We start from the raw sequence: 22708 nt of genomic DNA on the forward strand, positions 1-22708 counted from the left end.
AGGTTCTCCCGGACCGGGTCCGCAGGCGCCTGTCCCGCCCTCACCGCCGGCCGTGCGGCAGGGGGCGCTCCCGCGGGCCGGTCCCCGCCGGCACCTGCGCCACGTCCACCTCCTGCGGGCGGCTGCGGCGGTCCCGGCGCCCGGGGGCGCCCGCGTGGTCCAGGACGACGCCGAGCACCCGGGCCCGGACCAGTTCCAGGTCCCGCAGGGCGTCGGCCAGGTGCCGGCGGGTCGTCGCCGGGACCTGCGCCACGACGGCGACGCCGTCCACGCCGCTCGCCAGGGCCGCGGCGTCGGCGGCGGCCAGGACGGGGGGCGCGGTCAGCAGGACCAGGTCGAAGCTCGCCTGCAGCTCGTCCAGGACCCGTTGCAGCGCAGCCGACCCGACGAGCTCGTCGGCGCCGGGGGCCAGGTCGTGCCGCCGGGTCCCGGCGGGTAGGACGGACGGTCCGGGAGTCGCCACGCGGCGGACCGCGGCGCCGGCGGGGACGGCGTCGAGCAGGACGTCGGCCAGGCCCGGGCCCGGGCCCAGCCCCAGCGTCCGGGCCAGGGAGGGGGAGCGCAGGTCGGCCTCGACGAGCAGCACGCGGGTCTCGTGGTCGGCCAGCGCGCGGGCCAGTTCCAGGGCGAGGTCGGGCTGGTGCCGGCCGGCGGCGGGGACCACGAGGAGGCGGCGGGACCCGTCCCCGGCCAGGGAGCGGACGGTGGCCCGCAGCCGCCGCACGGCCTCGGTGCGGTCGCCGCGGCCACGACGCAGCCCCTGACGCAGCCCCTGACGCGGGCCCTGACGCGGGCCCTGACGCCGGCCGGGGCGCCGCCCGCGCCCGGGGGCGGGCAGGACGGCCAGCACGGGGACGTCGGTGACGTCCAGGACGTCGTCGCGGTCGCGGACGCGGGTGTCGAGCAGTTCGCGGGTCACGACGACGACGACGACGAGCAGCGCGCCGAGCACGGCGCCGATCCCGGCGTCGAGGCGGCGGTCGGGGGAGAACGGGGCCCGCGGGGCGGTGGCGGGGGCGACGGTGGTGACGTCGATGGTCGTCGCGTCACCGGGCTCGACGGGCGAGAGCGACTCGGTGGCGTCGGCGAGCTGGTCGCCGACGGCGTTGGCGATGGCCGCGGCCGCCTGCGCCGACCCCGCCACGGCGGTGATGTCGATGAGGACGGTGTCCTGCTGGGCCTGCGCGCTCACCTGGTCGGCGAGGGCGTCGGCGGTGGTGTCCAGGCCGAGCTGGTCGACGACGGGTTGCAGCACGGTCGGGGTCACGGCCAGCCGGACGTAGGACTGCACGAGGCTGCGGGTGTAGGAGGAACCCTGCGCCAGTTCCCCGATGGACTGCCCCTGCCCGGGGGACAGGAACACGCTGGCGGTGGCGCGGTACTGCGGTGCGGTCCGGAAGCTGGCGCCGTACCCCAGCGCCCCGCCGACGGCGAAGCAGAGCAGCAGGACGAGCCAGGACCTGCGCAGCAGGGCCAGGTACGCGATGAGGTCCACAGCCGCCTCCCCCGCTCCCGGGACCGTCCTGGGCGCGGCGACTGCAAATATAGGTGCCTTCCCCGGTGGGAGGAGCACATTCGGTGAGGGGTGTTGTACGCGCAGCCAGGAACCGGGTGACCCCGGCCGACCGCGGGACGTGGGGTCCGGTGGGCCGCAGCGCCGGGGCGAAACTCCTCGTGATGGGCGTCTCGGGGCTGGTGTCCGTCGTCTCGATCCGCCTCGTCCTGGGGCACTACGGCGTCGAGGCGTACGCGCAGTACGGGTTGCTGGTCTCGATCGCGGCCCTGCTGCCGTTCGCCGACCTCGGGATGGGCGCCGCGGTCCTGAACAGCGTCGCCGCCGCGACCGACCCGGCCCGCGACGAGCAGGTGCGCCGCACCCTGATCGGGGTGTTCCGCGTCGTCGCGGTGTCCGGGACCCTCATCGTCGCCGCGGGTGCGGTGGTCACCGCGGCGGGCGGCTGGCCGACGCTGCTGGGCGAGGGGCTGCTGCCCGGTTCCGGGCCGGCCGCCGCGATGACGTGCCTGGTGCTGTTCTGCCTGACGCTGCCGCTGGCCGTCGGGCAGCGGATCCTCACGGCGCTGGGCCACAACCACGTCCGGATCCTCGTGCAGGGGCTGGCCTCGCCGCTGTTCGCGACGACGGTCGCCGTCCTCGTCGTCACCGGCGCGCGCGGCGGCGGGTACCTCGCCGCGTTCTCCTACGGCGGCGGCGTCGTCATCGCCGCGCTCGGGTCGCTCCTGGCGTTCCGCCGGCTGCCGGGCCTGGCCGGGGCGGTCCTGCGCGACGTGTGGCGGGTGCGGGCCGTGCGCGGCGCCCCCGTGCTCGCGGTGGCCGGGCCGTGGCTGGTGCTGACCCTCGCGCTGCCGGTCGCGATGCAGACCGACCGGCTGCTCCTGAGCCACCTCGCCGGCAGCACCGAGCTGGCCGAGTACGGGCTGGGTTTCGCCTTGTTCTCCATCCTGAGCCAGACCGTCAGCGCCGCCGGGGTGGCGCTGTGGCCGGTGTTCGCGCGGGCTCGGACCGCGGGGCAGGTCCGCTCGCCGTTCGCGATGGCCGGGGCGTTCGGGGTGGGCGCGGCGGCGGCCGCGGTCGCGCTGGCGCTGGTGCTGCCGTGGGTGGTGCCCGTCGTCGGCGACGGGGCCGTCCGGCTCGACGCGTGGCTGACGTGGGCGCTGGTGGCGCTGGTGGTGGTGCAGGCGGTGAACTACCCGCTCGGCATGTACATGACCGACGCGGCGGGGCTGCGGTTCCAGGTGTTCCCGGTGCTGCTCATGGTGCCGCTGAACCTGGGGTTGTCGTGGTGGCTGACGACGCGCCTGGGCGCGGGCGGTCCCGTCGTCGGGTCGGCGGTCGCGGTGGCGCTGTGCCAGTTCGCCCCGGGCGTCCACTACGTGCGGCGCGACCTCGCGCGCCGCCGGCGGGGAGCCCGCGCCGCCGCGACCCTGCCGGGGGAGACCGGCCCCGGGGTACGTTGAGGCGTGGGCGTCTCCAGAACCCCCGGGTTCGAGCGGGTCCGGTTGTACCGCACCCTGCGCACGGCCCACCTGGAGCAGGCGCTGCAGCTGCACCCGGCCGTCATCGTCTACTCGCGGCGCCGCTACGACTTCGACGACGCCCTGGCCGCGCGCCTGGACCTCGTGCACGCCGGGCCCTGGCGGGCCGCGGCCCTCCTGCTGCGCCGCGGCGCCGCCGAGATCGAGGTCAACGAACCCCTCATGCGGATGGCGGTCCGGCCCACGGCCGTGGCCGTCGCCGCCGCCCGGCTCCGCGGGCTGCTCACCGGCCGGCGCTCGCGCCTGGTCAGCTACGGCATCGAGAACCTCGACCCGTTCCCGGCCCCCCGGAACGCCCGCGCCGCCGTCGCCGCCCACCTGGACCGGGCCCTGACCCGTTTCGTGTGGGGGCAGCTGGACCGCTTCGTGTACGGCACCGAGGCCGCCCGCGACCTGTACGCGCGGCTGCTGCCCCCGTTCGCCGACCCCGCCGGGCACCGGCTGCTGCCGACGCTGCCGCAGCCGTGCGACTGCCCGCCCGCCCCCCGCGACCCCCGGTCGGTGCTGTTCCTGGGCGCCTTCTCGCCCCGCAAGGGGTTCGGTCTGCTGCGGGCCGCCTGGCCCGCGGTCCGCGACGCCCTCCCGGGGACGCACCTGCACCTGGCGGGTCAGGGGGCGCTGGCCGGGGAGGCCGCCGCCTGGGCCGCGGCCGACCCCACGGTCGAGCTGACACCGGACCCGCCCCGCCCGCTGGTGCACGAGGCGCTGCGCCGGGCCCGGGTGCTCGTGCTGCCCTCCCAGCCGCAGCCGGGCTGGCGCGAGCAGCTCGGGTTGCCGCTCACCGAGGCCCTGGCCCACGGCTGCACCGTCGTCACCACCGACGAGACGGGACTGGCCCCGTGGCTGCGCGCGCACGGGCACGTCGTCGTCCCGGCCGGCGGCACCCCCGGCGAGCTCGCCGCCGCGGTCGTCGCCGCCCTGCGCACGGCCCGTCCCGCCGCCGACGTGCTGGCCGACCTGCCCGCCCGCGACGGGCGCCTGGCCGCCGACGACTGGCTCTTCGCGCCCGCGGCGCACGAGGGCACCGGGACGGCGGGCGACCTCAGCGCCGGGTGAACTCCACGACCTCGTCCAGCGTCCCGGTCCACTGCCGCCCCCGCGCGAACCCGGCCGCCGCGAGCACCGCGTCGTCGGCCGCGACCGTCGCGTCGCCCGGCCGCCGCACGACCCAGACGGTGTCGTGGCCGGCGAGGCGGTCCAGGGACGCGCCCAGCGGCCGGGACCGCCCGGTCAGGTCGCCCGCCTCGGTGGCGGAGGCGAGCAGCGTCACGTCGTCGAGCCCGGTGAAGCACCGCGGGTAGGCGACCGAGATCGCCCGCGTGGTGAGCGTCACGACGCCGTCGACCGGCGCGCGCCGGGCCCCGAAGTAGACGGCCTGGCCGGGGGAGGCGTTGCGGCACAGGTACTGCGCGACCTGCGCCCAGTCCGCGCCGCTCTTGGCGTCGGGCTGGCGCTGGGAGGTGAGCACCGGCGCCACCAGCAGCACCGCCAGCGCCGCCACCACCACCCGCGGCCGCCGGCCGAGCGCGGTCAGCCCCGACCCCAGCAGCAGCGCGAGCGCCGGGGTGCAGAAGGCGAAGTAGCGCGGGTTGTGCAGCGGCGCGGCCACCAGGGAGTACCCCGCCACCACGACGGTGGGCAGGACGAGCCAGGGCAGCGTCCACAGCGCGGTCCGGCGCGCGCCGGACGACCCCCTCGCGGCCCGGGCGAGCGCCACCGCGACCAGGGCCCAGCCGAGGACGGCCAGCGCGACCGCGGCCGGGCGCCACCAGTCCACCCCGCGCGCGGGTGCACCGACGACGGTGGGGGTCTCGCCGAGGAAGAACTGGTTGACGACGACGCGCACGGCGAGCTCGACGGGGCCGAGGTGGGCGTCGCCGAGCTGGCCGCTCTGCCGGCGCGCCAGGAGCACGACGGGCGCGGTGACCAGGGCGGCGGCCGCGGCCGACGTCAGCCAGGCCAGCCGGTCGCGCCGGGGCGTCCCGCGCCGCAGCGCGAGGGTGGTCCCGTGCGCGAGCAGCAGCAGGAGGAGGTAGATGTTCAGGACGCAACCCGTCGCCGCGCAGGCGGTGTAGGCGATCCAGGCGCCGGTGCGGCGCCGGTCCAGGGCCCGCGCGAGCAGCACGGTGGCCCAGACCGCGAACGCGGTGGCCGCCGCCGACGACCGGGCCTCGGTGCCCGTCCACGTCACCCGGGGCAGCAGCGCGAACGCCGCCGCGGCCAGCAGCGGCCCCGGCCCCGGCCCGGCGAGGCGGCGGGCCAGGACGAGGACGCCGACGGTCGCGACCCCGACGGCGACGGCGCTGGGGGCCCGCAGCGCGAGCGCGGAGGTGCCGGCCACCGCGGTCCAGACGTGCGCCGCGGCGTAGTACAGCCCGTGGACGGCGTCGAGGTGCTGCAGCAGCCGCCACAGGTCGGCGGGGTCGCGGCCCGCGGCCGAGACCGTCGCGGCCTCGTCGGTCCACAGCGAGGGCCGCCACGCCCCGGTGAGCGAGACCAGCGTGGCGAGCAGGCCGACGAGGGGCAGCAGCACCCGGTCGCGCGGGAGGCGCGCGGTGGGCGATGGGGCGCGGGTGGACAGCGCGCTCACACCGGCACCGGCGTGCGGGGCCGTCCGGCCAGGGCCCGGTACAGGTCGGCGTGCGCCCGCCCGACGACGTCCCAGTCGCGGGCCGACAGGTCCGGGCGGGCCGCCGGCGGGTCGTCGCGCACGGCCGTCAGGGCCCGTTCGAGGTCGGCCGCCCGCAGGGGGCCGTCGAAGGTGTGGACCCAGCCGGGCCCGACCTCGGCGGCCAGCTCGGCGGCGGCCGGCCCGGCGGGCAGCAGCACGGGCCGGTCCAGCGACAGCGCCAGCAGCTGCGCCCCCGACCCGCCGCGGGCGGGGTAGGGCAGCACGACGAGGTCGGCGGCGGTGACGGCGCGCACCAGGTCGTCGTCGTCGAGGTGCCGCAGGTCGGCCAGGACGCGCCGGTCGCGGGCGGCGGCGGCCCGCACCCGCCCGGCCAGCGCCGCGTCGGCCGGGGCGCCGGCGACGTGCAGGGAGCGCTCGCCCGGCAGCGCCGCGAACGCCGCGAGGAGGTCGTCGACGCCCTTGTAGGCGCGCAGCAGCCCGGGGTGGACGATCCGCCCGGGGACCCTCGGCGACCGGGGGTGGCCGGCGTACCAGTCGCGGTAGTGCCCGTGCGGGACGACGACCGGCGCCGAGCCCGGGCAGGCCGCCCCCACGGTCCGGCCGGTGAGGTGGACGGTCGCGGTCGTCACCGCGTCCAGGCGCCGCAGCAGCAGGCGTTCGCGCGCGTCGCCGGGTTCGTGCGGGGTGGGGTTGTGCACGGTCCGCACCACGGGGGTCCGGCGGTGGCGCACCCGCGCCCACAACGCGGCGGTCGCGACGGTCCGCACCAGGCGACCGCGGCGGGTCCGGCTGCGCAGCAGCAGTTCGGGCCAGTGCAGGTGCAGCACGTCGTAGCGGCCGAGCAGGGCGCGGGACCAGGAGAACGTCACGGCCCGCACCCCGTCCGCCGTCCCGGTGGGCAGGTTCTGCAGCAGCAGCGTCAGGTACGGGTTCGACGTGGGCCGCGGGGTTCGGAACGACTGCAGGACCACGGGGTCCCGGGTCACCGGGTCACCGCGTCAGCCGTTGGTCTCGATGAACTGCCGCAGCAGGGTCGAGGTGGTCCCGCGGGTGTAGGGGAAGTACACGACCCGGGCCCCGACGGCCGCCATGCTCGCCTCCAGGACGGCGCCCTTGGGGGTCCCGCGCCAGTCGTCGCCCTTGAACAGGACGTCGAAGTGCAGGCGGTGCCACATGGGCATCTTGTCGCTGGTGCAGTCGTCGACGACGACGCGGTCCACGACGGACAGGCTCTGCAGGATCTCCAGCCGCTCGGCCAGCGGGATGACCGGCCGCCGTCCCTTCGTCGCCTCCAGGACCTCGTCGGTGACGGCGCCGACGACGAGCTCGTCGCAGGACTCCCGCGCCCGGCGCAGGATGTTCAGGTGCCCGACGTGGAACAGGTCCCACGCCCCCGGGACGTAACCGGTGATCACGCCGTCCTCCGCTCGAGTGCGCCGACCTGCCGGAACCACGCCACCATCGAGGCGGCGGTGACGAGGGTGAACGCCACGGCCAGCGCGCCGTAGACCCAGCCGAACAGGGCGGGCAGACCCGCCAGGACCATCACCAGGCACAGGACGCCGTAGTCCACCGGCACGGAGGCCAGCGACCGCAGCGTCGAGTGCGCCCGGGCCTCCCCGGCCGCGACGGTGGCCTGGCCGTCGCGCGTCCCGGCCAGCCGCCGCAGGTGGTCGTTGAGGATGATGGTGAAGAACCAGGTGCTGGCGACCGCGCTGAACAGCAGCGGCAGCAGCAGCCACGCCCCGGGCCGGGGGTCCCAGCCGCGGTACGCGGCGACGAGCACGGCGAGGTGGATCGAGGCGGTCTTGGCCGCGTCGACGACGTGGTCGAGCCACTCGCCGGCCGCCGACCCGCCTCCGCGCAGCCGGGCGAGCTGGCCGTCGGCGGCGTCGAGGGCGTAGCCCAGGACGAGCAGCGCGGCCACGACCGGCCCGGTCCACCACACCGGCGGCAGCAGGGCCAGGGCGGCGATCCCGAGACCGGTGGCGACGGCGGAGGCCGCCGTGACCTGGTTCGGGGTGGCGCCGGCGACGTGCGCGGCGGCGGCCAGGCGCCGCCCGAGGGGCCGGTTGACGAAGCGGGAGTAGGCGGGGGCGCCGCGGGCGCTCTTCTGCGCCCCCGCGAGCCGGGCGAGGGACGTCCCGTAGCGGGGCCGCGCGACCGTGATCGCGGGACCGGTCGGGGCGGCCGTGAGATCGTCCATGGTCTGGTCCAGCCTGCCACTGTGGTGACTCTGCGTGTGCGAATTGCTAGAAGTTCCGGTCACGGAGTGTCCTCACGGGGACGAGGATGGCCTTCCGAGGGAAGATTGCGGAGAGAAACGGACGGTACACGCCGTGCAGTCGACTGGGGAGACCTCCACGCGTGTCGTGGTCGCCGTGCTGACCTACCGACGCCCCCGCGACCTGGCTGAGGTGCTGCCCGCGCTGCGCGCCCAGGCCGCCGCCGTCCGGCCCCCCGCCCGGGTCCTGGTCGTCGACAACGACCCCGACGCCGGCGCCGCCGCGGCCGTCGCGGCGCTGGCCGCCACCCCCGGCGCCGAGCTCGGCCACGTCCACGAGCCCCGCCCGGGCATCGCCGCCGCCCGCAACCGCGCGCTGGCCGAGGCCGCCGCCGACGACCTGCTGGTGTTCGTCGACGACGACGAGCGACCCGCCCCGGGCTGGCTGGCGCACCTGCTGGACCTGCACGCCCGGACCGGGGCCGCCGGGGTCGTCGGCCCGGTGGTGTCCCGCTTCGAGGGCCCGCTGGACCCGTGGATCGCCGACGGCCGGTTCTTCGAGCGGCGCCGGCTGCCGACCGGGACGCCGGTGGCCGTGGCCGCCACGAACAACCTGCTGCTGGACCTGCGGCAGGTGCGGGCCGCCGGGGTCGGGTTCGACGAGCGGTTCGGGCTCAGCGGCGGCTCCGACACCCTGTTCACCCGGGCCCTGGTCGCGGCCGGGCTGCGGATCCTGTGGTGCGACGAGGCCCTGGTCACCGACGTCGTGCCCGCGGCCCGGGCGACCCGGGACTGGGTGCTGCGCAGGGCGTTGCGCAGCGGGAACGGGTGGAGCCGGACGTCGCTGGAACTGCGTCCGGGGCTCGCGGCCCGCGTCCGGCTGAGCGCGGCGGGGGCGGTGCGCGCCGGGGCCGGGGCGGGGGCGCTGCTGGCCGGCGCCCTGGTCCGGCGCCGGCCCTGGCGGGCCCGCGGGGCGCGCACCCTGGCCCGCGGGCTGGGGATGGTCGGCGGTGCGTGGGGCTGGACGTACGTCGAGTACGCCCGGCCCGCGGCCCGGTCGGCTACGCGTGCAGCTGCCGGGAGGCCGCCCACGTCGGCAGCCGCCCGGCGCTGAGCGCCTGCTGCAGCGAGGGGGCCGCGGAGTCCTTCTCCGACAGGCGGATCGCCAGCCCGGACCCGTCCCGGCCGTGCGTCGGCCAGGTGATCGCCAGGTCGGGGTCGAGGGGGTCGACGCTGTGCTCGCGCCCGGGGGCGTACCCCGTGGAGCACAGGTACACGACCGTGGAGCCCTCGGCGAGGGAGCAGAACGCGTGCCCGACGCCCTCGGGCAGGAACACCGACCGGCGGTCCACGTCGTCGAGCAGCACCGAGGTCCAGCGCCCGAAGGCCGGTGACCCCACGCGCAGGTCGACGACGACGTCCAGGACCGCCCCGGCGGGGCAGAAGACGTGCTTGGCCTGCCCCGGGGGGACGTCGGCGTAGTGGACGCCGCGCACGACCCCGGCCGCCGACACCGAGCAGTTGGCCTGCGCCAGGGCGAGGTCGCGGCCGGTGGCGGCCCGCAGGTCCGGGGCGCGGAACCACTCCAGGAACGTCCCGCGGGGGTCCTGGTGCAGGGTCGGGGTCAGCACCAGCGCTCCCGGGATGGGCAGTTCTTCCACGTGCACGCAGTGACCTCGAAGTTCCGTAGAGTCAAGACCTGCACATCTGCAGGTAACGCTCAGTATGCTCGCCGCGATCACGTTCTAGAAGCGTTTGGGAACAGGGGGTGACCGGATGCGCTGGATGGTGACCGGAGCCGGGGGGCTGCTCGGCCACGACGTCGTGCGGGCGGTGCACCGCGGCGACCCGCGCGCCGACGTCGTCGCGCTCACCCGCCGCGACCTCGACGTCCTCGACGCCGACGCCTGCCACCGCGTGCTGGCCGGGGCCGACGTCGTCGTCAACTGCGCCGCGTGGACCGCCGTGGACCGGGCCGAGACCGAGGAGGCCGCGGCCACCGCCGTGAACGCCGGTGGGGCCGCCCACGTGGCCGCCGCCGCCGCGGCGACCGGAGCACGGCTCGTCCACGTCTCGACCGACTACGTTTTCGACGGCCGTTCCGCGCGGCCCTACCGCGTGCAGGACCCGACCGGACCCGTCTCGGCGTACGGGCGCGGCAAGCTCGCGGGGGAGCGGGCGGTGGCCGCCTCGGGGGCGGACGCGCTCGTCGTGCGGACGGCCTGGTGCTACGGCGCGGCCGGGGCCTGCTTCCCGCGCACCGTGCTGCGGCTGGCCCGCGAGCGCGGCGCCCTGTCCGTCGTCGACGACCAGGTCGGTCAGCCCACCTGGACCGCCGACGTCGCCCGCGTGATCGTCGACCTGGTCCTGGCCGCGGCCCCGGCCGGCACGTACCACGCGACCGCCGCCGGTCGCGGGACCTGGTGGGACTTCGCCCGGGAGGTGGTGGCCGCCGAGGGCCTGCACGACGTCCCGGTGCGGGCCGTCACGACCGACGCGTTCCCCACCGCGGCCCGGCGGCCGGGGTTCTCCGCCCTGGACACCACCGACCTCGCCCGCGTCGGCGTCGAACCCGTCGGCGACTGGCGCGACCGCTGGGCGGTCGCGGCCCGGGAGGTGCTGGCGGGGGCGCGGGAACTGGTCTAGGACCGGTCGGAGAACCGGGGCCGGTCCAGCAGCCCGAGCAGGTAGTCCCCGTACCCGCTCTTGGCCAGGGCCGCGCCCCGCGCGCGCAGTTCGTCGTCGGAGATCCAGCCCTTGACCCAGGCGACCTCCTCCGGGCACCCGATCTTCAGGCCCTGCCGCGCCTGGAGCGTGCCGACGAAGTTGCTCGCCGCGAGCATCTGGTCGAACGTCCCGGTGTCCAGCCACGCCGTGCCCCGGGGCAGGACCTCGACGTTCAGCCGGCCCCGTTCCAGGTACTCCCGGTGCACGTCGGTGATCTCGAGTTCCCCCCGCGCGGAGGGTTCCAGCCCGCGGGCGATCCCGACGACGTCGCCGTCGTAGAAGTACAGGCCGGGTACGGCGTACGTGCTGCGCGGGTGGGCGGGTTTCTCCTCCAGGCCCACCACGCGCCCGTCGGCGTCGAACTCGACGATCCCGTACGCGCTGGGGTCGCGCACCTGGTACGCGAAGATCGTGGCGCCCTCGACCGAGGCGAACCGTTCCAGCTGCTGCCCCAGGCCGGGGCCGTAGAAGACGTTGTCCCCCAGCACGAGTGCGACGTTGTCCTGCCCGATGAACTCCTCCCCGATGAGGAACGCCTGGGCCAGGCCGCCGGGTTCGGGCTGCACCGCGTACGTCAGCTCGACGCCGAAGTCCGAACCGTCGCCGAGGAGGTGCCGGAACTGCGGGGCGTCCTGCGGGGTCGTGATGAGCAGGATCCGCCGGACCCCGGCCAGCATCAGCGTGGACAGCGGGTAGTAGACCATCGGTTTGTCGTAGACGGCCAGGAGCTGCTTGCTGGTCGCCCGGGTGATGGGGTGCAGTCGCGTCCCCGATCCGCCGGCCAGGATGATCCCCCGCATGCGGTGAGTGTGCCACTACTGTGGGTTCCATGAGGCTGCTCGTGACCGGTGGGGCCGGGTTCATCGGCAGCCACTACGTGCGCACCGCGCTGACCACCGCGGCCGACGTCACCGAACTCGTCGTCCTCGACCGGTTCACCTACGCGGGGAACCCCGAGAACCTCGCCCCCGTCGCCGACGACCCCCGGCTGCGGGTCGTGCGCGCCGACGTGGCCGACCCCGCCGCCGTCGACCCGCTGGTCGCCGCGGCCGACGTCGTCGTGCACTTCGCCGCCGAGACCCACGTCGACCGCTCCATCGAGGGCGCCGCCGGGTTCGTGCGCACCAACGTCGTCGGCACCCAGGTGCTGCTCGACGCCGCGCTGCGGCACGGCGTGGACAAGTTCGTGCACGTCTCCACCGACGAGGTGTACGGGTCGGTGGAGACCGGGTCCTGGACCGAGGACCACCCGCTGGAACCGAACTCGCCGTACTCGGCCTCGAAGGCGTCGGCCGACCTGCTCGTGCGCGCCTACGGCCGCACCCACGGCCTGCCCGTCTGCACGACCCGCTGCTCCAACAACTACGGCCCGTACCAGTTCCCCGAGAAGGTCGTCCCGCTGTTCGTGACGACGCTGCTCGACGGCGGCACCGTCCCGCTGTACGGCGAGGGCGCCAACGTGCGCGACTGGCTGCACGTCGACGACCACTGCCGCGGCATCGACCTCGTCGTCCGGGCCGGCCGGCCGGGGGAGGTCTACAACATCGGCGGCGGGACCGAGCTGACCAACCGGCAGCTCACCGAACGGGTCCTGGCCGCCGTCGGCGCCGACTGGAGCCGGGTGCGGCACGTCCCCGACCGCAAGGGCCACGACCTGCGGTACTCGGTGGACTGCACCAAGATCCGCACCGAGCTCGGGTACGCCCCGGTGCACGACCTCGACACCGGCCTCGCCGAGACCGTCGAGTGGTACCGCACCCACGAGCACTGGTGGCGGCCGCTGCTGGCGGCCCGCCCCTAACGGGACAGCTCGGCGAACTCCGCGCCCGTCGCGTCCGCGAGGTCGCCCGGGGCCAGCTCCACCTGCAGCCCGCGCCGGCCACCGCTGACCAGCACCGTGGCGAAGTCGCGCGCGGAGGCGTCCAGGAACGTCGGCAGGACCGTCCGCTGACCCAGCGGGCTGATCCCGCCCACGACGTAGCCGCTGCTGCGCTGGGCCCGCGCCGGGTCGGCCATCACCGCCTTCTTCCCGCCGGCCGCCGCGGCCAGCGCCTTCAGGTCCAGCATGCGGGCCACCGGCAGCACCGCGCACACCAGCCGGCCGTCGACGTCGGCCAGCAGCGTCTTGAACACCCGGTGCTCGTCGACGTCCAGGCCACCGGCCCGCAGCGCGCGGACGGCCTCGTCCCCGAACCCGTCGTGGGCGGCGTGGTCGTAGGGCCGGGGCGTGTGCGCGACGCCGCGGGCGGTGAGCAGCTTCAGCGCCGGGGTCCCGGCGTCGGTCTTCCTCGCCATCGGTCCTCCGTCGTCACTCCGTCGTCAGTTCGCGTTCACGGGCCACTCGGGCAGCTCGGTGGCCGGGACCGCGCCGAACGTGCGGATGAGGGTGGTCTCCCGGCGCAGCACGTCCAGCTCGGCCTGCAGCCGGGTGGCGGTGTCGGGGGCCTCCAGCAGCCGCTGCCGCTGGTCCAGGTCCAGCACCACCGCGGCCGCGACCAGGTACGACAGCACCCGCGGGTCGTCGGGCGCCTCGGCGCCGCCGATGTCGAGCACGTCGCGGTACTCGTCGAAGGCGCGGCTGACCGAGTCCGCCAGCACCGTCAGGCGGCCGTCGCCGTCGTCGTCCTCGACGTCGTCGTCCCCGAACGGCTCGACCAGCCCGGTCAGGTAGGGGGTCCCGGCGGACTCGTCGATCCCCACGACCCGGAAGCGGCTGGCCCCGACGGTGACGATCTCGTACCGGCCGTCCTCGGTCTCGGTGACGTCGCGCACCAGCGCCACGCACCCCACCGAGTGCAGGGCCTGCACGTTGTCCGACCCCACCTCGTGACCGGCCTTGATCGCCACGACGCCGAAGCCGCGCACGTCGTCCTCGTCCAGCTCCCCGTCGAGACCGCCCTCGCCCACCAGGTCCTGCACGAGCAGCCGGTACCGGGGCTCGAAGACGTTCAGGGGCAGCACGAGACCGGGGAACAGGACGCTGCCCAGCGGGAACAGCGGGAGGCGTTGCGGCACGCGAGCCACCCTAAGACCTCCGGATCGTAGACTCGCCTCCCGTGAGCACCCCCCTCCTGCGCCGCGTCGACCTGCGGGGTCGGGCCCTCGACGCGATGGCCCTGCGCTCGGTCGTCCCGCGCGCCGACGTCGACGTCGCCGCCGCCCTGGCCAGCGTCGCCCCGATCTGCGAGGACGTCCGCGCCCGCGGCGTCCCGGCCCTGCTGGAGCTCACCGAGCGCTTCGACGGCGTCCGCGTCCAGGACGTCCGCGTCCCGGCGCGGGCGCTGGCCGACGCGCTGGAGGGGCTGGACCCGCAGGTGCGGGCCGGGCTGGAGGAGTCGATCCGCCGCGCCCGCCTCGTCCACGCCGACCAGCGGCGCACCACCTCCACCACCGAGGTCGTCCCCGGCGGCACCGTCTCCGAGCGCTGGGTCCCCGTCGGCCGCGTCGGGCTCTACGTGCCCGGCGGCCGGGCGGTCTACCCCTCCAGCGTCGTCATGAACGTCGTCCCGGCCCAGGTCGCGGGGGTCGCCTCGATCGCGGTGACCAGCCCCGCGCAGAAGGAGTTCGGCGGCTCGGTGCACCCGACGATCCTCGCCGCGTGCGCGCTGCTGGGCGTCGAGGAGGTCTACGCCGTCGGCGGCGCGCAGGCCGTCGCGATGTTCGCCTACGGGGCCCGCGACGCCGACGGCACCGTCGTCGTGCCGCCGGTCGACGTCGTGACCGGCCCGGGCAACATCTACGTCGCCTCCGCCAAGCGGTACGTCCAGGGCGTCGTGGGCATCGACTCCGAGGCCGGCCCCACCGAGATCGCCGTCCTGGCCGACGGCACCGCCGACCCCGTCCACGTCGCGGCCGACCTCGTCAGCCAGGCCGAGCACGACCCGATGGCCGCGGCCGTCCTGGTCACCGACTCGCCCGAGCTGGCCGACGCCGTCGACGCCGCCCTGGCCGAGCGGGTCGCGGCGACCAAGCACTCCGGCCGCGTCGAGGAGGCCCTGCGGGGCCGGCAGTCGGCCACCGTGCTCGTCGACGACGTCGAGGCCGGCCTGGCCGTCGTCGACGCCTACGCCGCCGAGCACCTGGAGGTCCAGACCGCCGACGCCCGCGCCGTCGCGGCCCGGGTCCGCAACGCCGGGGCGGTGTTCGTCGGGCCGCACTCGCCGGTGTCGCTGGGCGACTACTGCGCCGGGTCGAACCACGTCCTGCCCACCGGCGGGACGGCCGCGCACTCCGGCGGCCTGAGCGTGCAGACGTTCCTGCGCGGCATCCACGTCGTCGACTACGACGAGCGGGCGCTGCGGGACGTGGCGCCGCACGTGGTGGCGCTGGCGCAGTCCGAGGACCTGCCCGCGCACGGCGACGCGGTGACGGCGAGGTTCGGCCGGTGAGCGACGAGAAGCCCGGCGACCCCGGCGAGCCCGACCTGCCCGACTTCGACTTCGACGCCGAGTTCGAGAAGGCGTTCGGCCCGAAGAAGCCGCTGCGGTCGGTCGTCGTCGTCGGCGTGAGCCAGGCGCAGGCGCTGGCCGCCCTCCTGCCCGGGCACGGCGTCCAGGCGCACGTCGTGCCGGTCAAGGGCCTGGGGTCGGTGCTGGTGACGCTGGACCCGGGCACGGGGGAGCAGGACGTGCGCACGCTGTCCGCGGCCCTGCCGCAGGCCGAGTTCGTCCTGTTCACCGTCGGCGAGGAGTCGATCGAGGGGCAGGCGTGGGTGGGCGGCGTGCGCGGGGAGGACCCCCGCCCCGGTCTGCTGCTGTCGGTGTGGCCCGACCTGGTGCAGGACCTGGTGCTGGGCAAGGCCGACCCGGCCGAGCACGCCGTCGGTCCCGAGGCGCCCCGCAAGGGCGGGTTCTGGAAGCGCCGGCGCGGCGGCGACGACGAGGACCGCTGAGGCCGCGGTGACCGCGCGGGGGCCCGGCTCGACGTCGAGCCGGCCCCCGCCGGCCCCGCCCTCGTTGCAAACGTTCTCAGAAAGGTGCTCCCGAAGCCTTCCGTCCGGCTCCGGGGTGTCCTAGCGTTCTTCCGCAGCGCGTTGTGCGCACGACCCGACGAAGCGTCCGGAGGAACTCCCCCGTGCCTGCCATGAACGTGGCCGTGCTGGGGTGCTGGCACGTCCACGCCAAGGACTACGCCCGCTCCGCAGCGGCCCACCCCGACACCACCCTCGTCGCCGCCTGGGACCACGACCCCGCGCTCGGCCGCCCGCTGGCCGAGGACTTCGGGATCGAGTACACCGACGACCTCGACGCCCTCCTCGCCCGCGAGGACGTGCACGCCGTCACGATCACGACCGAGACCACCGCGCACCAGGAGGTGATCTCCAAGGCGCTCGCCGCCGGCAAGCACGTCTTCACCGAGAAGCTGCTCGCCCCCACGGTCGAGGAGGCCGAACGCCTCGTCGCGCAGGCCGCCGACGCCGGGCTCGCCCTCGTCGTCTCCCTCCCGCGGCTCTACCACGGCTACACCCTCGCGATCGGGGACGTCCTGCGCTCGGGCGACCTGGGCACGATCACCTACGCCCGGGTGCGGCTGTCGCACGACGGCGCCGTGCACGGCGGGGACCCCGGCTGGCTGCCCGACCGGTTCTTCGACCCGGTCCCCAGCGTCGGCGGCGCGCTCACCGACCTCGGGTGCCACCCGGTCTACCTGACGCAGCTGTTCCTCGGCGCCGAGCCGCGCACCGTCCGGGCCGTGTACGCCTCGGTCACCGGCCGCGCGGTCGAGGACCACGCCGTCGTCACCGTCGGGTACGACGACGGCCGGATCGGCGTCGTCGAGGCGGGTTTCGTGAGCGGTGACGCCTTCACGATCGACGTGCACGGGACCGAGGGGTCCGTGCACTACACCGACGACGGCGGGCGCCTCACCCACCGCCGGCCCGACGGGCGGGTCGAGCAGCTCGACGTCCCCGCCGACGCCCCCGACGCGTTCGCCCAGTGGGTGCGGCACGCCGCCGCCGGGACCCACGCGACCGAGAACCTCGAACGTGCCGTCGACCTCACCCGCCTCGTCGTGCGGGCCAACACCGCTGCAGGAGTGAAGGAATGAGCAGGACTGTCAACGGAACCGTCAAGGTCGGCCTCATCGGCGGCGGCGGCATCACCCGCGCCCACGTCAAGGGGTACCGCGCGCACGCCGACAAGATCGCCGTCACCGCCGTCGCCGACGTCGTCGAGGAGGCCGCGAACACCCGCGCCGCCGAACTCGGCGCGCAGGCGTTCACCGACTACCGCGAGATGCTGCGCGCGGCCGACCTCGACGCCGTCGACATCTGCCTGCCGCACCACCTGCACGCCGAGGCCATCGTCGCCGCGGCCGAGGCGGGCAAGCACGTCCTGTGCGAGAAACCGCTGTGCCTGACCGCCGACGAGGCCGCCCGGGTCGCCGGGGCCGTGCGGGCCAACGACGTCACCCTCATGTGCGCCCACAACCAGCTGTTCTTCCCCTCGGTGGCCAAGGCGAAGGAACTCCTGGCCTCCGGGCTCCTCGGCACCGTCTACGAGGTCCGCACGACCGACAGCTTCCACAACGACTTCGACCCCCAGAACATGGGGTGGCGCGCCTCGGCCCGCACCAGCGGCGGCGGTGAGCTCATCGACACCGGCTACCACCCGACGTACCTGCTGCTGCACCTCGCCGACGCCCAGCCGACCGAGGCCACCGCGTTCCTGTCGACGCACCGGCTGAAGTTCATGGAGGGCGAGGACTCCGCGCAGGTCCTCGTCCGCTTCGACAACGGCGTGGTCGGGCAGATGGTCACCAGCTGGGCCTACGACCCGGCGCCGGGCACCGAGAAGTTCTCCGTCGTCGGGGAGCTGGGTTCCCTCACCGGGACCGCGAACTCGGTGACCTACCGGCTGCGCAGCGGTGAGGAGGAGACCTTCGAGTTCGCCGAGGTCGACTCCTTCGTCGAGGAGATCGGCGCCTTCGCCGACTGCCTGCGCACCGGGCAGCGGCCCCTGCACACCGAGACCGAGGGGATCGCCGTCCTCGGGGTGCTGCTGGCCGCCTACGAGGGGGCGCGCACCGGCACGATCGCGAAGGTCCTGACGATCTGAGCGCTCCTCCGGGTGGGTGGCCTCGACGCGAGGGCACCCGCCCGGACCGGTCGGCCGCCGGCGAGCCGCCGGGTCAGCGCCGCACGCTCACGACGACCTCGCCGTCGTCCACGCCCACCACCTCCACCGTCAGCCCGCCCACCTCGGCCGAGGTCCCGACGGCCAGGGAGAGGTCCTGCCCCGCCACCTCCAGGTCGACCGTCCCGTCGCCCACCCCCACCAGCCGGGCCTCCACGCCGAGCACCGACACCGTCGCGTCGCCCTGCGTGCGGGGGTACGTGATCGTGCACCCGTCCAGCGTGCAGTCGGTCGCGGCGGAGGAGCCGTCGGAGGCGCAGCCGGTGAGGAGCGCGGCGGCGAGCAGGAGGGCGGGGAGGGGGCGCACCCGCCCCAGGGTAGGTCGGACGGGCCCGCCCGGTCTGGGAGACTGGCCCCCGTGACCGAGACGACCACGCTGGCCGACCTGCCGCTGCGCGAGGACCTGCGCGGCGAGCACCCCTACGGCGCCCCCCAGCTGCACGTCCCGGTCGTGCTGAACGTCAACGAGAACCCGTACCCGGTGGCCCCCGAGATCGTCGCCGACATCGCCGCCGCCGTGGCGCGCGCCGCGACCGGGCTGAACCGCTACCCCGACCGCGAGTTCCTCGACCTGCGCGCCGACCTCGCCGCGTTCCTGCGCACCGAGTCCGGCGCCGACCTCGCGCCCGAGCAGGTCTGGGCGGCCAACGGGTCCAACGAGGTCATGCTGCACGTCCTGCAGGCCTTCGGCGGGCCGGGCCGGACGGCCCTCAGCTTCGCCCCCACCTACTCGATGTACCCCGAGTACGCCCGCGACACCCTCACCACCTGGGTGACGGGGCGGCGCGAGGACGACTTCACGGTCGACGCCGACCACGCCCGCGAGCAGGTCCGCCTCCACCGCCCCTCGGTGGTGCTGCTGACCAGCCCGAACAACCCGACGGGCACCGCGCTGCCGCTGGAGACCGTCGAGGCGGTGCTGGAGGTCGCCGGGGACGCCGTCGTGGTCGTCGACGAGGCCTACGGGGAGTTCCGCCGCGCGGGCACCCCCAGCGCGCTGGAACTGCTGCCCCGGTACGGCAACCTGGCCGTCAGCCGCACCATGAGCAAGGCGTTCTCCCTGGCCGGCGCCCGCGTGGGGTACCTCGCGGCCTCCCGCGCGTTCGTCGACGCGCTGCGGATCGTGCGGCTGCCGTACCACCTGTCCGCCGTCACGCAGGCGACCGCGCGCGCCGCGCTCAAGCACTCCGCGACCCTGCTGTCGACCGTCGACGAACTGCGCGCCCGGCGCGACGAGACCGTCGAGTGGTTGCGCGCCAACGCGTTCGAGGTCGCGGACTCGGACGCGAACTTCGTCCTGTTCGGACGTTTCGAGGACCGCCACGCGGTCTGGCAGGGACTGCTGGACCGCGGTGTCCTCATCCGCGAGACCGGCCCGGCCGGCTGGCTGCGGGTGACCGTCGGCACGGCCGACGAGATGCAGAAGTTCCGATCGGCACTCCAGGAAGTGGTGGACCAGAAGTGAGCCGTACCGCGCGGATCGAGCGCAGCACCAGCGAGTCCAGCGTCCTCGTCGAGCTCGACCTCGACGGGTCGGGGCAGACGCAGATCGACACCAGCGTGCCGTTCTACGACCACATGCTCACGGCGCTGGGCAAGCACTCGCTCATGGACCTCACCGTCCGCGCCACCGGCGACACCCACATCGACGTGCACCACACCGTCGAGGACACCGCCATCGTCCTGGGGCAGGCGTTCCGGCAGGCGCTGGGGGACAAGGCCGGCATCCGCCGCTTCGCCGACGCGACCGTCCCGCTGGACGAGGCCCTGGCCCACGTGGTCGTGGACGTCTCCGGGCGCCCGTACTGCGTCCACGAGGGCGAACCGGCCGGGCAGGAGTTCCACCTCATCGGAGGCCACTTCACCGGTTCCCTGACCCGGCACGTGCTGGAGAGCTTCGCCTTCCACGCCCAGATCTGCCTGCACGTGCGGGTCCTCGCCGGCCGGGACCCGCACCACGTCGTGGAGGCCCAGTTCAAGGCCCTGGCCCGGGCGCTGCGCTACGCCGTCGAACCGGACCCGCGCGTGCAGGGCATCCCCTCCACCAAGGGCGCGCTGTGACCCGCCGCGTCGTCGTCCTGGACTACGGGTTCGGCAACGTCCGGTCCGCCGTGCGCGCCCTGGAACGCGTCGGCGCCGACGTCGAGCTCACCGCCGACCGCAAGCGGGCCCTGGAGGCCGACGGCCTGCTCGTGCCCGGTGTCGGCGCCTTCGCCGCCGTCAACGCGGGGCTGAAGGCCATCGGCGGGGACACCATCGTCGACCGGCGCCTGGCCGGTGGCCGTCCGGTCCTGGGGATCTGCGTGGGGCTGCAGGTCATGTTCGAGACCTCCACCGAACCCGGTGAGGGCCTGCCCGACGGGCTGGGCCAGTGGCCGGGGACGGTGGAGCGCCTGCCCGCCGACGTCGTCCCGCACATGGGGTGGTCGACCGTCGAGCCGCCCGCCGGGTCGACGCTGTTCGCCGGCGTCGAGGACGAGCGGTTCTACTTCGTGCACTCCTACGCGGTGCAGCGGTTCGAGATGGTGGACACCACCGACGGCCGGGTCCCGCTGCCGCAGCTGACGTGGGCCGAGCACGGGACGCGCTTCGTGGCGGCCGTGGAGAACGGCGCGCTGTCGGCGACCCAGTTCCACCCGGAGAAGTCCGGCGACGCCGGCGCGCAGCTGCTGCGCAACTGGGTGGGCTCCCTGGCCTGAGGGGCCCGGTCCGGTGGTGCCCCCGGCGCCACCGGACCCTCGTAGACTCGCCCCCCGTGACCAGCGAGAACACCCCCACCCCCCGGCGCCTGGAACTGCTCCCGGCGGTCGACGTCGCCGACGGCCAGGCCGTCCGGCTCGTCCAGGGCGAGGCCGGCAGCGAGACCTTCTACGGCGCCCCCCTGGAGGCGGCGCTCGCGTGGCAGGAGGCCGGCGCGGAGTGGGTGCACCTCGTCGACCTCGACGCCGCCTTCGGCCGCGGGTCGAACCGCGAGCTGCTCGCCGAGGTCGTGGGCCGGCTCGACGTCGCCGTGGAGCTGTCCGGCGGCATCCGCGACGACGCCTCCCTGGAGGCCGCGCTCGCGACGGGGTGCCGGCGCGTGAACCTGGGGACCGCGGCCCTGGAGGACCCGGAGTGGACGCGCGCGGCCATCGCCCGGCACGGCGACCGCATCGCCGTCGGTCTGGACGTGCGCGGGACGACCCTCGCCGCCCGGGGCTGGACGCGCGAGGGCGGCGACCTGTGGGAGGTCCTGGCGCGCTTGGACGCCGACGGCTGCTCGCGCTACGTCGTCACCGACGTCACCAAGGACGGCACCCTGCGCGGCCCGAACGTCGACCTGCTGCGGGAGGTCTGCTCGCGGACCTCGGCCCCCGTGGTGGCCTCGGGGGGGATCTCGAGCCTGGAGGACCTGTGCGTGCTGCGCGACCTGGTCGACACCGGCGTCGAGGGCGCGATCGTCGGCAAGGCCCTGTACGCGGGCGCGTTCACGCTGCCCGAGGCGCTCGACGTGGCGGGCCGGCCCTGACCGAGCACGGCGCCGGGCACGGCGCCGGGCGCGGCGCCGGGCACGAGGAGGGGCACGACCCGCGCCGCACCGACTCCGCCGGGGTGCCGTGGGCCGGTCGCACCCTGGCGCCCAACGCCTTCGCCGCCGACGACGGGTCCCGGTCCGAACCCCTGGCCCTGGCCCTGGGGGCCTGGGCGCGGACCGGGGAGGACGCCGTGGAGCGGGTGCACGCCGAACGCGCGGTCGTCGCGGCGCTGGCCGGCAGCCGGGTCTTCGCGCCCGTCGTGGCCGAGCTGGGCGAGGTCGGCGCGGACGGCGGCGACAAGAGCGCCGACATGGCGCTGGCGCTGCTGACCCAGCCCGACGGCCGGCGGGGCCTGCCGCTGTTCACCGACCTCGCGGCGCTGTCGGCCTGGCGCGCGGACGCCCGCCCCGTCCCGGTGCCGGCCGAGCAGGCGGCCCTGTCGGGGGTGCAGGAGGAGTGCGACGTGCTCGTGCTCGACCCGGCGGGCCCGGTGCGGTTCGTGGTGCGCCGCAGCGCGTTCTGGACCCTCGCGCGGGGCGGGGAGTGGATCCCCGCCGCGCTCGACGCGACGGTGGCCGCCGCGGTCGCCGACGCCGTGCGCGACCTGCCGGCCGTGCGCGGTACCCGGTGCGAGCCGGGGCGCGGTGCCGAGCTGCGGGTCGTGCTGGGGGTCGTCCCCGGCCTGGACCGCCCGGGGCTGGACGAGCTGCTGCGGGTGGTGGGGGAGCGGCTGGCCTCCGGCGTCGTCGCCGAACGGGCCGAGTCCCTGGAGTTCCAGGTCCTGCCCGCCTGACCCCGCGGGGCCGGGTCGTCGCCCGTCACCGGACGACGACCCGGGCCGGGAGCCTCAGCCCTCGGACGACTCCGCGGACTCCGCCGCCACGGTCGCCTCGCGCGCCTTGATCGTCGTGTAGGCGCCGATCCCGGCCGCGGCCAGGGCCAGCACCGTCGTCCAGCGCTTGTTGAAGACGTGCCCGGTCGCCGCGTCCAGGCTGATGCGGCCCGGGCCGCCGACGGCCAGCGCGACCGACGCCAGGCCCAGCACGGCCGGGTACTCGAAGCCGCCGGCGGTGGCGAAGAACCCGTTGGGCTTGTGCACGAACGAGGCCGCCGCCATCGCGGCGGCCGCCGAGGCCCCGCCGACGGGGGTGGCCAGGCCGAGGGCGAGCAGGGCGCCGCCGCCGGCCTCGGAGGCACCGGCCAGGACGGCGTTGCGCTTGCCCGGGCGGAAGCCCATGGCGTGCATCGCGCCGGCGGTGCCCTCCAGGCCACCGCCGCCGAAGGCGCCGAAGAGCTTCTGCGCGCCGTGCGCGATCAGCGTGCCGCCGATCCCGAGACGCAGGGCCAGCAGGCCGAGGTCGTTGGTCGCCACGTGGTACCTCCAGGTGCTTGCGAGTTCAAGGGTTGCGGGTACATCAGA

25 protein-coding genes are annotated in these 22708 nt (G+C 75.8%); 14 read left to right on the forward strand and 11 right to left on the reverse strand.

Going from position 1 to position 22708, the window contains the following annotated elements:
* Window positions 1-40 precede the first annotated feature (40 nt).
* Window positions 41-1495: a Wzz/FepE/Etk N-terminal domain-containing protein gene (locus ACRYRX_RS11065; RefSeq protein WP_432511974.1), complete on the reverse strand. Its 1455-nt coding sequence runs from the start codon at window positions 1493-1495 to the stop codon at window positions 41-43.
* 116 nt (window positions 1496-1611) lie between these two features.
* On the opposite strand from ACRYRX_RS11065, the gene ACRYRX_RS11070 reads away from it, so the two are divergent.
* Both ACRYRX_RS11070 and ACRYRX_RS11075 read left to right on the forward strand, forming a co-directional pair.
* A complete protein-coding gene (locus ACRYRX_RS11070) occupies window positions 1612-2976 on the forward strand; it encodes an MATE family efflux transporter (protein ID WP_432511975.1) in 1365 nt (454 codons plus the stop codon).
* Between the two features lie 3 nt (window positions 2977-2979).
* Complete coding sequence (locus ACRYRX_RS11075) at window positions 2980-4110, forward strand: glycosyltransferase (RefSeq protein ID WP_432511976.1); 1131 nt, start codon at window positions 2980-2982, stop codon at window positions 4108-4110.
* Here ACRYRX_RS11075 and ACRYRX_RS11080 read toward each other — a convergent pair.
* From ACRYRX_RS11080 to ACRYRX_RS11095, 4 genes are read right to left on the reverse strand one after another with little or no spacing between them, the layout of a single operon-like run.
* Complete coding sequence (locus tag ACRYRX_RS11080; protein ID WP_432511977.1) at window positions 4097-5644, reverse strand: glycosyltransferase family 39 protein; 1548 nt, start codon at window positions 5642-5644, stop codon at window positions 4097-4099. The genes ACRYRX_RS11075 and ACRYRX_RS11080 overlap by 14 nt on opposite strands.
* Window positions 5641-6672, reverse strand: a complete 1032-nt coding sequence (locus ACRYRX_RS11085) for a glycosyltransferase (protein ID WP_432511978.1) — start codon at window positions 6670-6672, stop codon at window positions 5641-5643. Before ACRYRX_RS11085 ends, ACRYRX_RS11080 begins: the two co-directional genes overlap by 4 nt.
* Window positions 6673-6684: 12 nt before the next feature.
* Entirely contained in the window at window positions 6685-7101 is a 417-nt protein-coding gene (locus tag ACRYRX_RS11090; protein ID WP_432511979.1) for an adenylyltransferase/cytidyltransferase family protein, read from the reverse strand.
* A complete protein-coding gene (locus tag ACRYRX_RS11095; protein WP_432511980.1) occupies window positions 7098-7892 on the reverse strand; it encodes a CDP-alcohol phosphatidyltransferase family protein in 795 nt (264 codons plus the stop codon). The genes ACRYRX_RS11090 and ACRYRX_RS11095 overlap by 4 nt, the downstream gene beginning before the upstream one ends.
* A gap of 133 nt (window positions 7893-8025) precedes the next feature.
* On the opposite strand from ACRYRX_RS11095, the gene ACRYRX_RS11100 reads away from it, so the two are divergent.
* Window positions 8026-9024, forward strand: a complete 999-nt coding sequence (locus tag ACRYRX_RS11100; protein ID WP_432511981.1) for a glycosyltransferase family 2 protein — start codon at window positions 8026-8028, stop codon at window positions 9022-9024.
* On the opposite strand, the gene ACRYRX_RS11105 is transcribed toward ACRYRX_RS11100, so the two are convergent.
* Window positions 8972-9577 (reverse strand): dTDP-4-dehydrorhamnose 3,5-epimerase family protein, encoded by a 606-nt coding sequence (locus tag ACRYRX_RS11105; RefSeq protein ID WP_432511982.1) that lies wholly within the window; start codon window positions 9575-9577, stop codon window positions 8972-8974. The genes ACRYRX_RS11100 and ACRYRX_RS11105 overlap by 53 nt on opposite strands.
* A 109-nt stretch (window positions 9578-9686) precedes the next feature.
* Here ACRYRX_RS11105 and rfbD point away from each other — a divergent pair, with 109 nt between their 5' ends.
* Entirely contained in the window at window positions 9687-10556 is an 870-nt protein-coding gene (gene rfbD, locus ACRYRX_RS11110; protein WP_432511983.1) for a dTDP-4-dehydrorhamnose reductase, read from the forward strand.
* On the opposite strand, the gene rfbA is transcribed toward rfbD, so the two are convergent.
* Complete coding sequence (gene rfbA, locus ACRYRX_RS11115; RefSeq protein WP_432511984.1) at window positions 10553-11437, reverse strand: glucose-1-phosphate thymidylyltransferase RfbA; 885 nt, start codon at window positions 11435-11437, stop codon at window positions 10553-10555. The two genes, rfbD and rfbA, sit on opposite strands and share 4 nt — an antisense overlap.
* A gap of 29 nt (window positions 11438-11466) precedes the next feature.
* Here rfbA and rfbB point away from each other — a divergent pair, with 29 nt between their 5' ends.
* On the forward strand, window positions 11467-12438 hold the full coding sequence (gene rfbB / locus ACRYRX_RS11120; protein WP_432511985.1) for a dTDP-glucose 4,6-dehydratase: 972 nt from the start codon (window positions 11467-11469) through the stop codon (window positions 12436-12438).
* On the opposite strand, the gene ybaK is transcribed toward rfbB, so the two are convergent.
* Window positions 12435-12932: a Cys-tRNA(Pro) deacylase gene (gene ybaK / locus ACRYRX_RS11125; protein ID WP_432511986.1), complete on the reverse strand. Its 498-nt coding sequence runs from the start codon at window positions 12930-12932 to the stop codon at window positions 12435-12437. The two genes, rfbB and ybaK, sit on opposite strands and share 4 nt — an antisense overlap.
* Window positions 12933-12956: 24 nt before the next feature.
* Entirely contained in the window at window positions 12957-13652 is a 696-nt protein-coding gene (locus tag ACRYRX_RS11130; protein WP_432511987.1) for an LON peptidase substrate-binding domain-containing protein, read from the reverse strand.
* Between the two features lie 95 nt (window positions 13653-13747).
* Between ACRYRX_RS11130 and hisD the strand changes: the two genes are divergently transcribed.
* The 4 genes from hisD (at window position 13748) to ACRYRX_RS11150 (ending at window position 17695) form a co-directional block, all read left to right on the forward strand.
* Complete coding sequence (hisD, locus tag ACRYRX_RS11135) at window positions 13748-15025, forward strand: histidinol dehydrogenase (protein WP_432512019.1); 1278 nt, start codon at window positions 13748-13750, stop codon at window positions 15023-15025.
* A complete protein-coding gene (locus ACRYRX_RS11140) occupies window positions 15022-15528 on the forward strand; it encodes a hypothetical protein (protein ID WP_432511988.1) in 507 nt (168 codons plus the stop codon). Before hisD ends, ACRYRX_RS11140 begins: the two co-directional genes overlap by 4 nt.
* 191 nt (window positions 15529-15719) lie before the next feature.
* The gene (locus ACRYRX_RS11145; RefSeq protein WP_432512020.1) at window positions 15720-16685 is read left to right on the forward strand and encodes a Gfo/Idh/MocA family protein; all 966 of its coding nucleotides are present in this window, start codon (window positions 15720-15722) and stop codon (window positions 16683-16685) included.
* The gene (locus ACRYRX_RS11150) at window positions 16682-17695 is read left to right on the forward strand and encodes a Gfo/Idh/MocA family protein (RefSeq protein WP_432511989.1); all 1014 of its coding nucleotides are present in this window, start codon (window positions 16682-16684) and stop codon (window positions 17693-17695) included. Before ACRYRX_RS11145 ends, ACRYRX_RS11150 begins: the two co-directional genes overlap by 4 nt.
* Before the next feature lie 73 nt (window positions 17696-17768).
* Here the strand turns inward: ACRYRX_RS11150 and ACRYRX_RS11155 are convergent, their stop codons facing one another.
* Entirely contained in the window at window positions 17769-18080 is a 312-nt protein-coding gene (locus ACRYRX_RS11155; protein ID WP_432511990.1) for a hypothetical protein, read from the reverse strand.
* A gap of 51 nt (window positions 18081-18131) precedes the next feature.
* On the opposite strand from ACRYRX_RS11155, the gene ACRYRX_RS11160 reads away from it, so the two are divergent.
* The 5 genes from ACRYRX_RS11160 (at window position 18132) to ACRYRX_RS11180 (ending at window position 22081) form a co-directional block, all read left to right on the forward strand.
* Window positions 18132-19238, forward strand: a complete 1107-nt coding sequence (locus ACRYRX_RS11160; RefSeq protein ID WP_432511991.1) for a histidinol-phosphate transaminase — start codon at window positions 18132-18134, stop codon at window positions 19236-19238.
* Complete coding sequence (hisB, locus tag ACRYRX_RS11165; protein ID WP_432512021.1) at window positions 19205-19834, forward strand: imidazoleglycerol-phosphate dehydratase HisB; 630 nt, start codon at window positions 19205-19207, stop codon at window positions 19832-19834. Before ACRYRX_RS11160 ends, hisB begins: the two co-directional genes overlap by 34 nt.
* Entirely contained in the window at window positions 19831-20472 is a 642-nt protein-coding gene (gene hisH, locus ACRYRX_RS11170; RefSeq protein ID WP_432511992.1) for an imidazole glycerol phosphate synthase subunit HisH, read from the forward strand. Before hisB ends, hisH begins: the two co-directional genes overlap by 4 nt.
* A gap of 56 nt (window positions 20473-20528) precedes the next feature.
* A complete protein-coding gene (gene priA, locus ACRYRX_RS11175; protein WP_432511993.1) occupies window positions 20529-21281 on the forward strand; it encodes a bifunctional 1-(5-phosphoribosyl)-5-((5-phosphoribosylamino)methylideneamino)imidazole-4-carboxamide isomerase/phosphoribosylanthranilate isomerase PriA in 753 nt (250 codons plus the stop codon).
* A gap of 83 nt (window positions 21282-21364) precedes the next feature.
* Window positions 21365-22081: an SseB family protein gene (locus ACRYRX_RS11180; RefSeq protein ID WP_432511994.1), complete on the forward strand. Its 717-nt coding sequence runs from the start codon at window positions 21365-21367 to the stop codon at window positions 22079-22081.
* A gap of 54 nt (window positions 22082-22135) precedes the next feature.
* On the opposite strand, the gene ACRYRX_RS11185 is transcribed toward ACRYRX_RS11180, so the two are convergent.
* Window positions 22136-22660 carry a DoxX family protein gene (locus ACRYRX_RS11185; protein WP_432511995.1) on the reverse strand — a complete coding sequence of 175 codons (525 nt, stop codon included), beginning with the start codon at window positions 22658-22660 and terminating at the stop codon, window positions 22136-22138.
* Window positions 22661-22708: the final 48 nt, after the last annotated feature.

The sequence above is a fragment of the Kineococcus lubricus genome (genome assembly GCF_050871965.1).
Lineage (GTDB): Bacteria > Actinomycetota > Actinomycetes > Actinomycetales > Kineococcaceae > Kineococcus.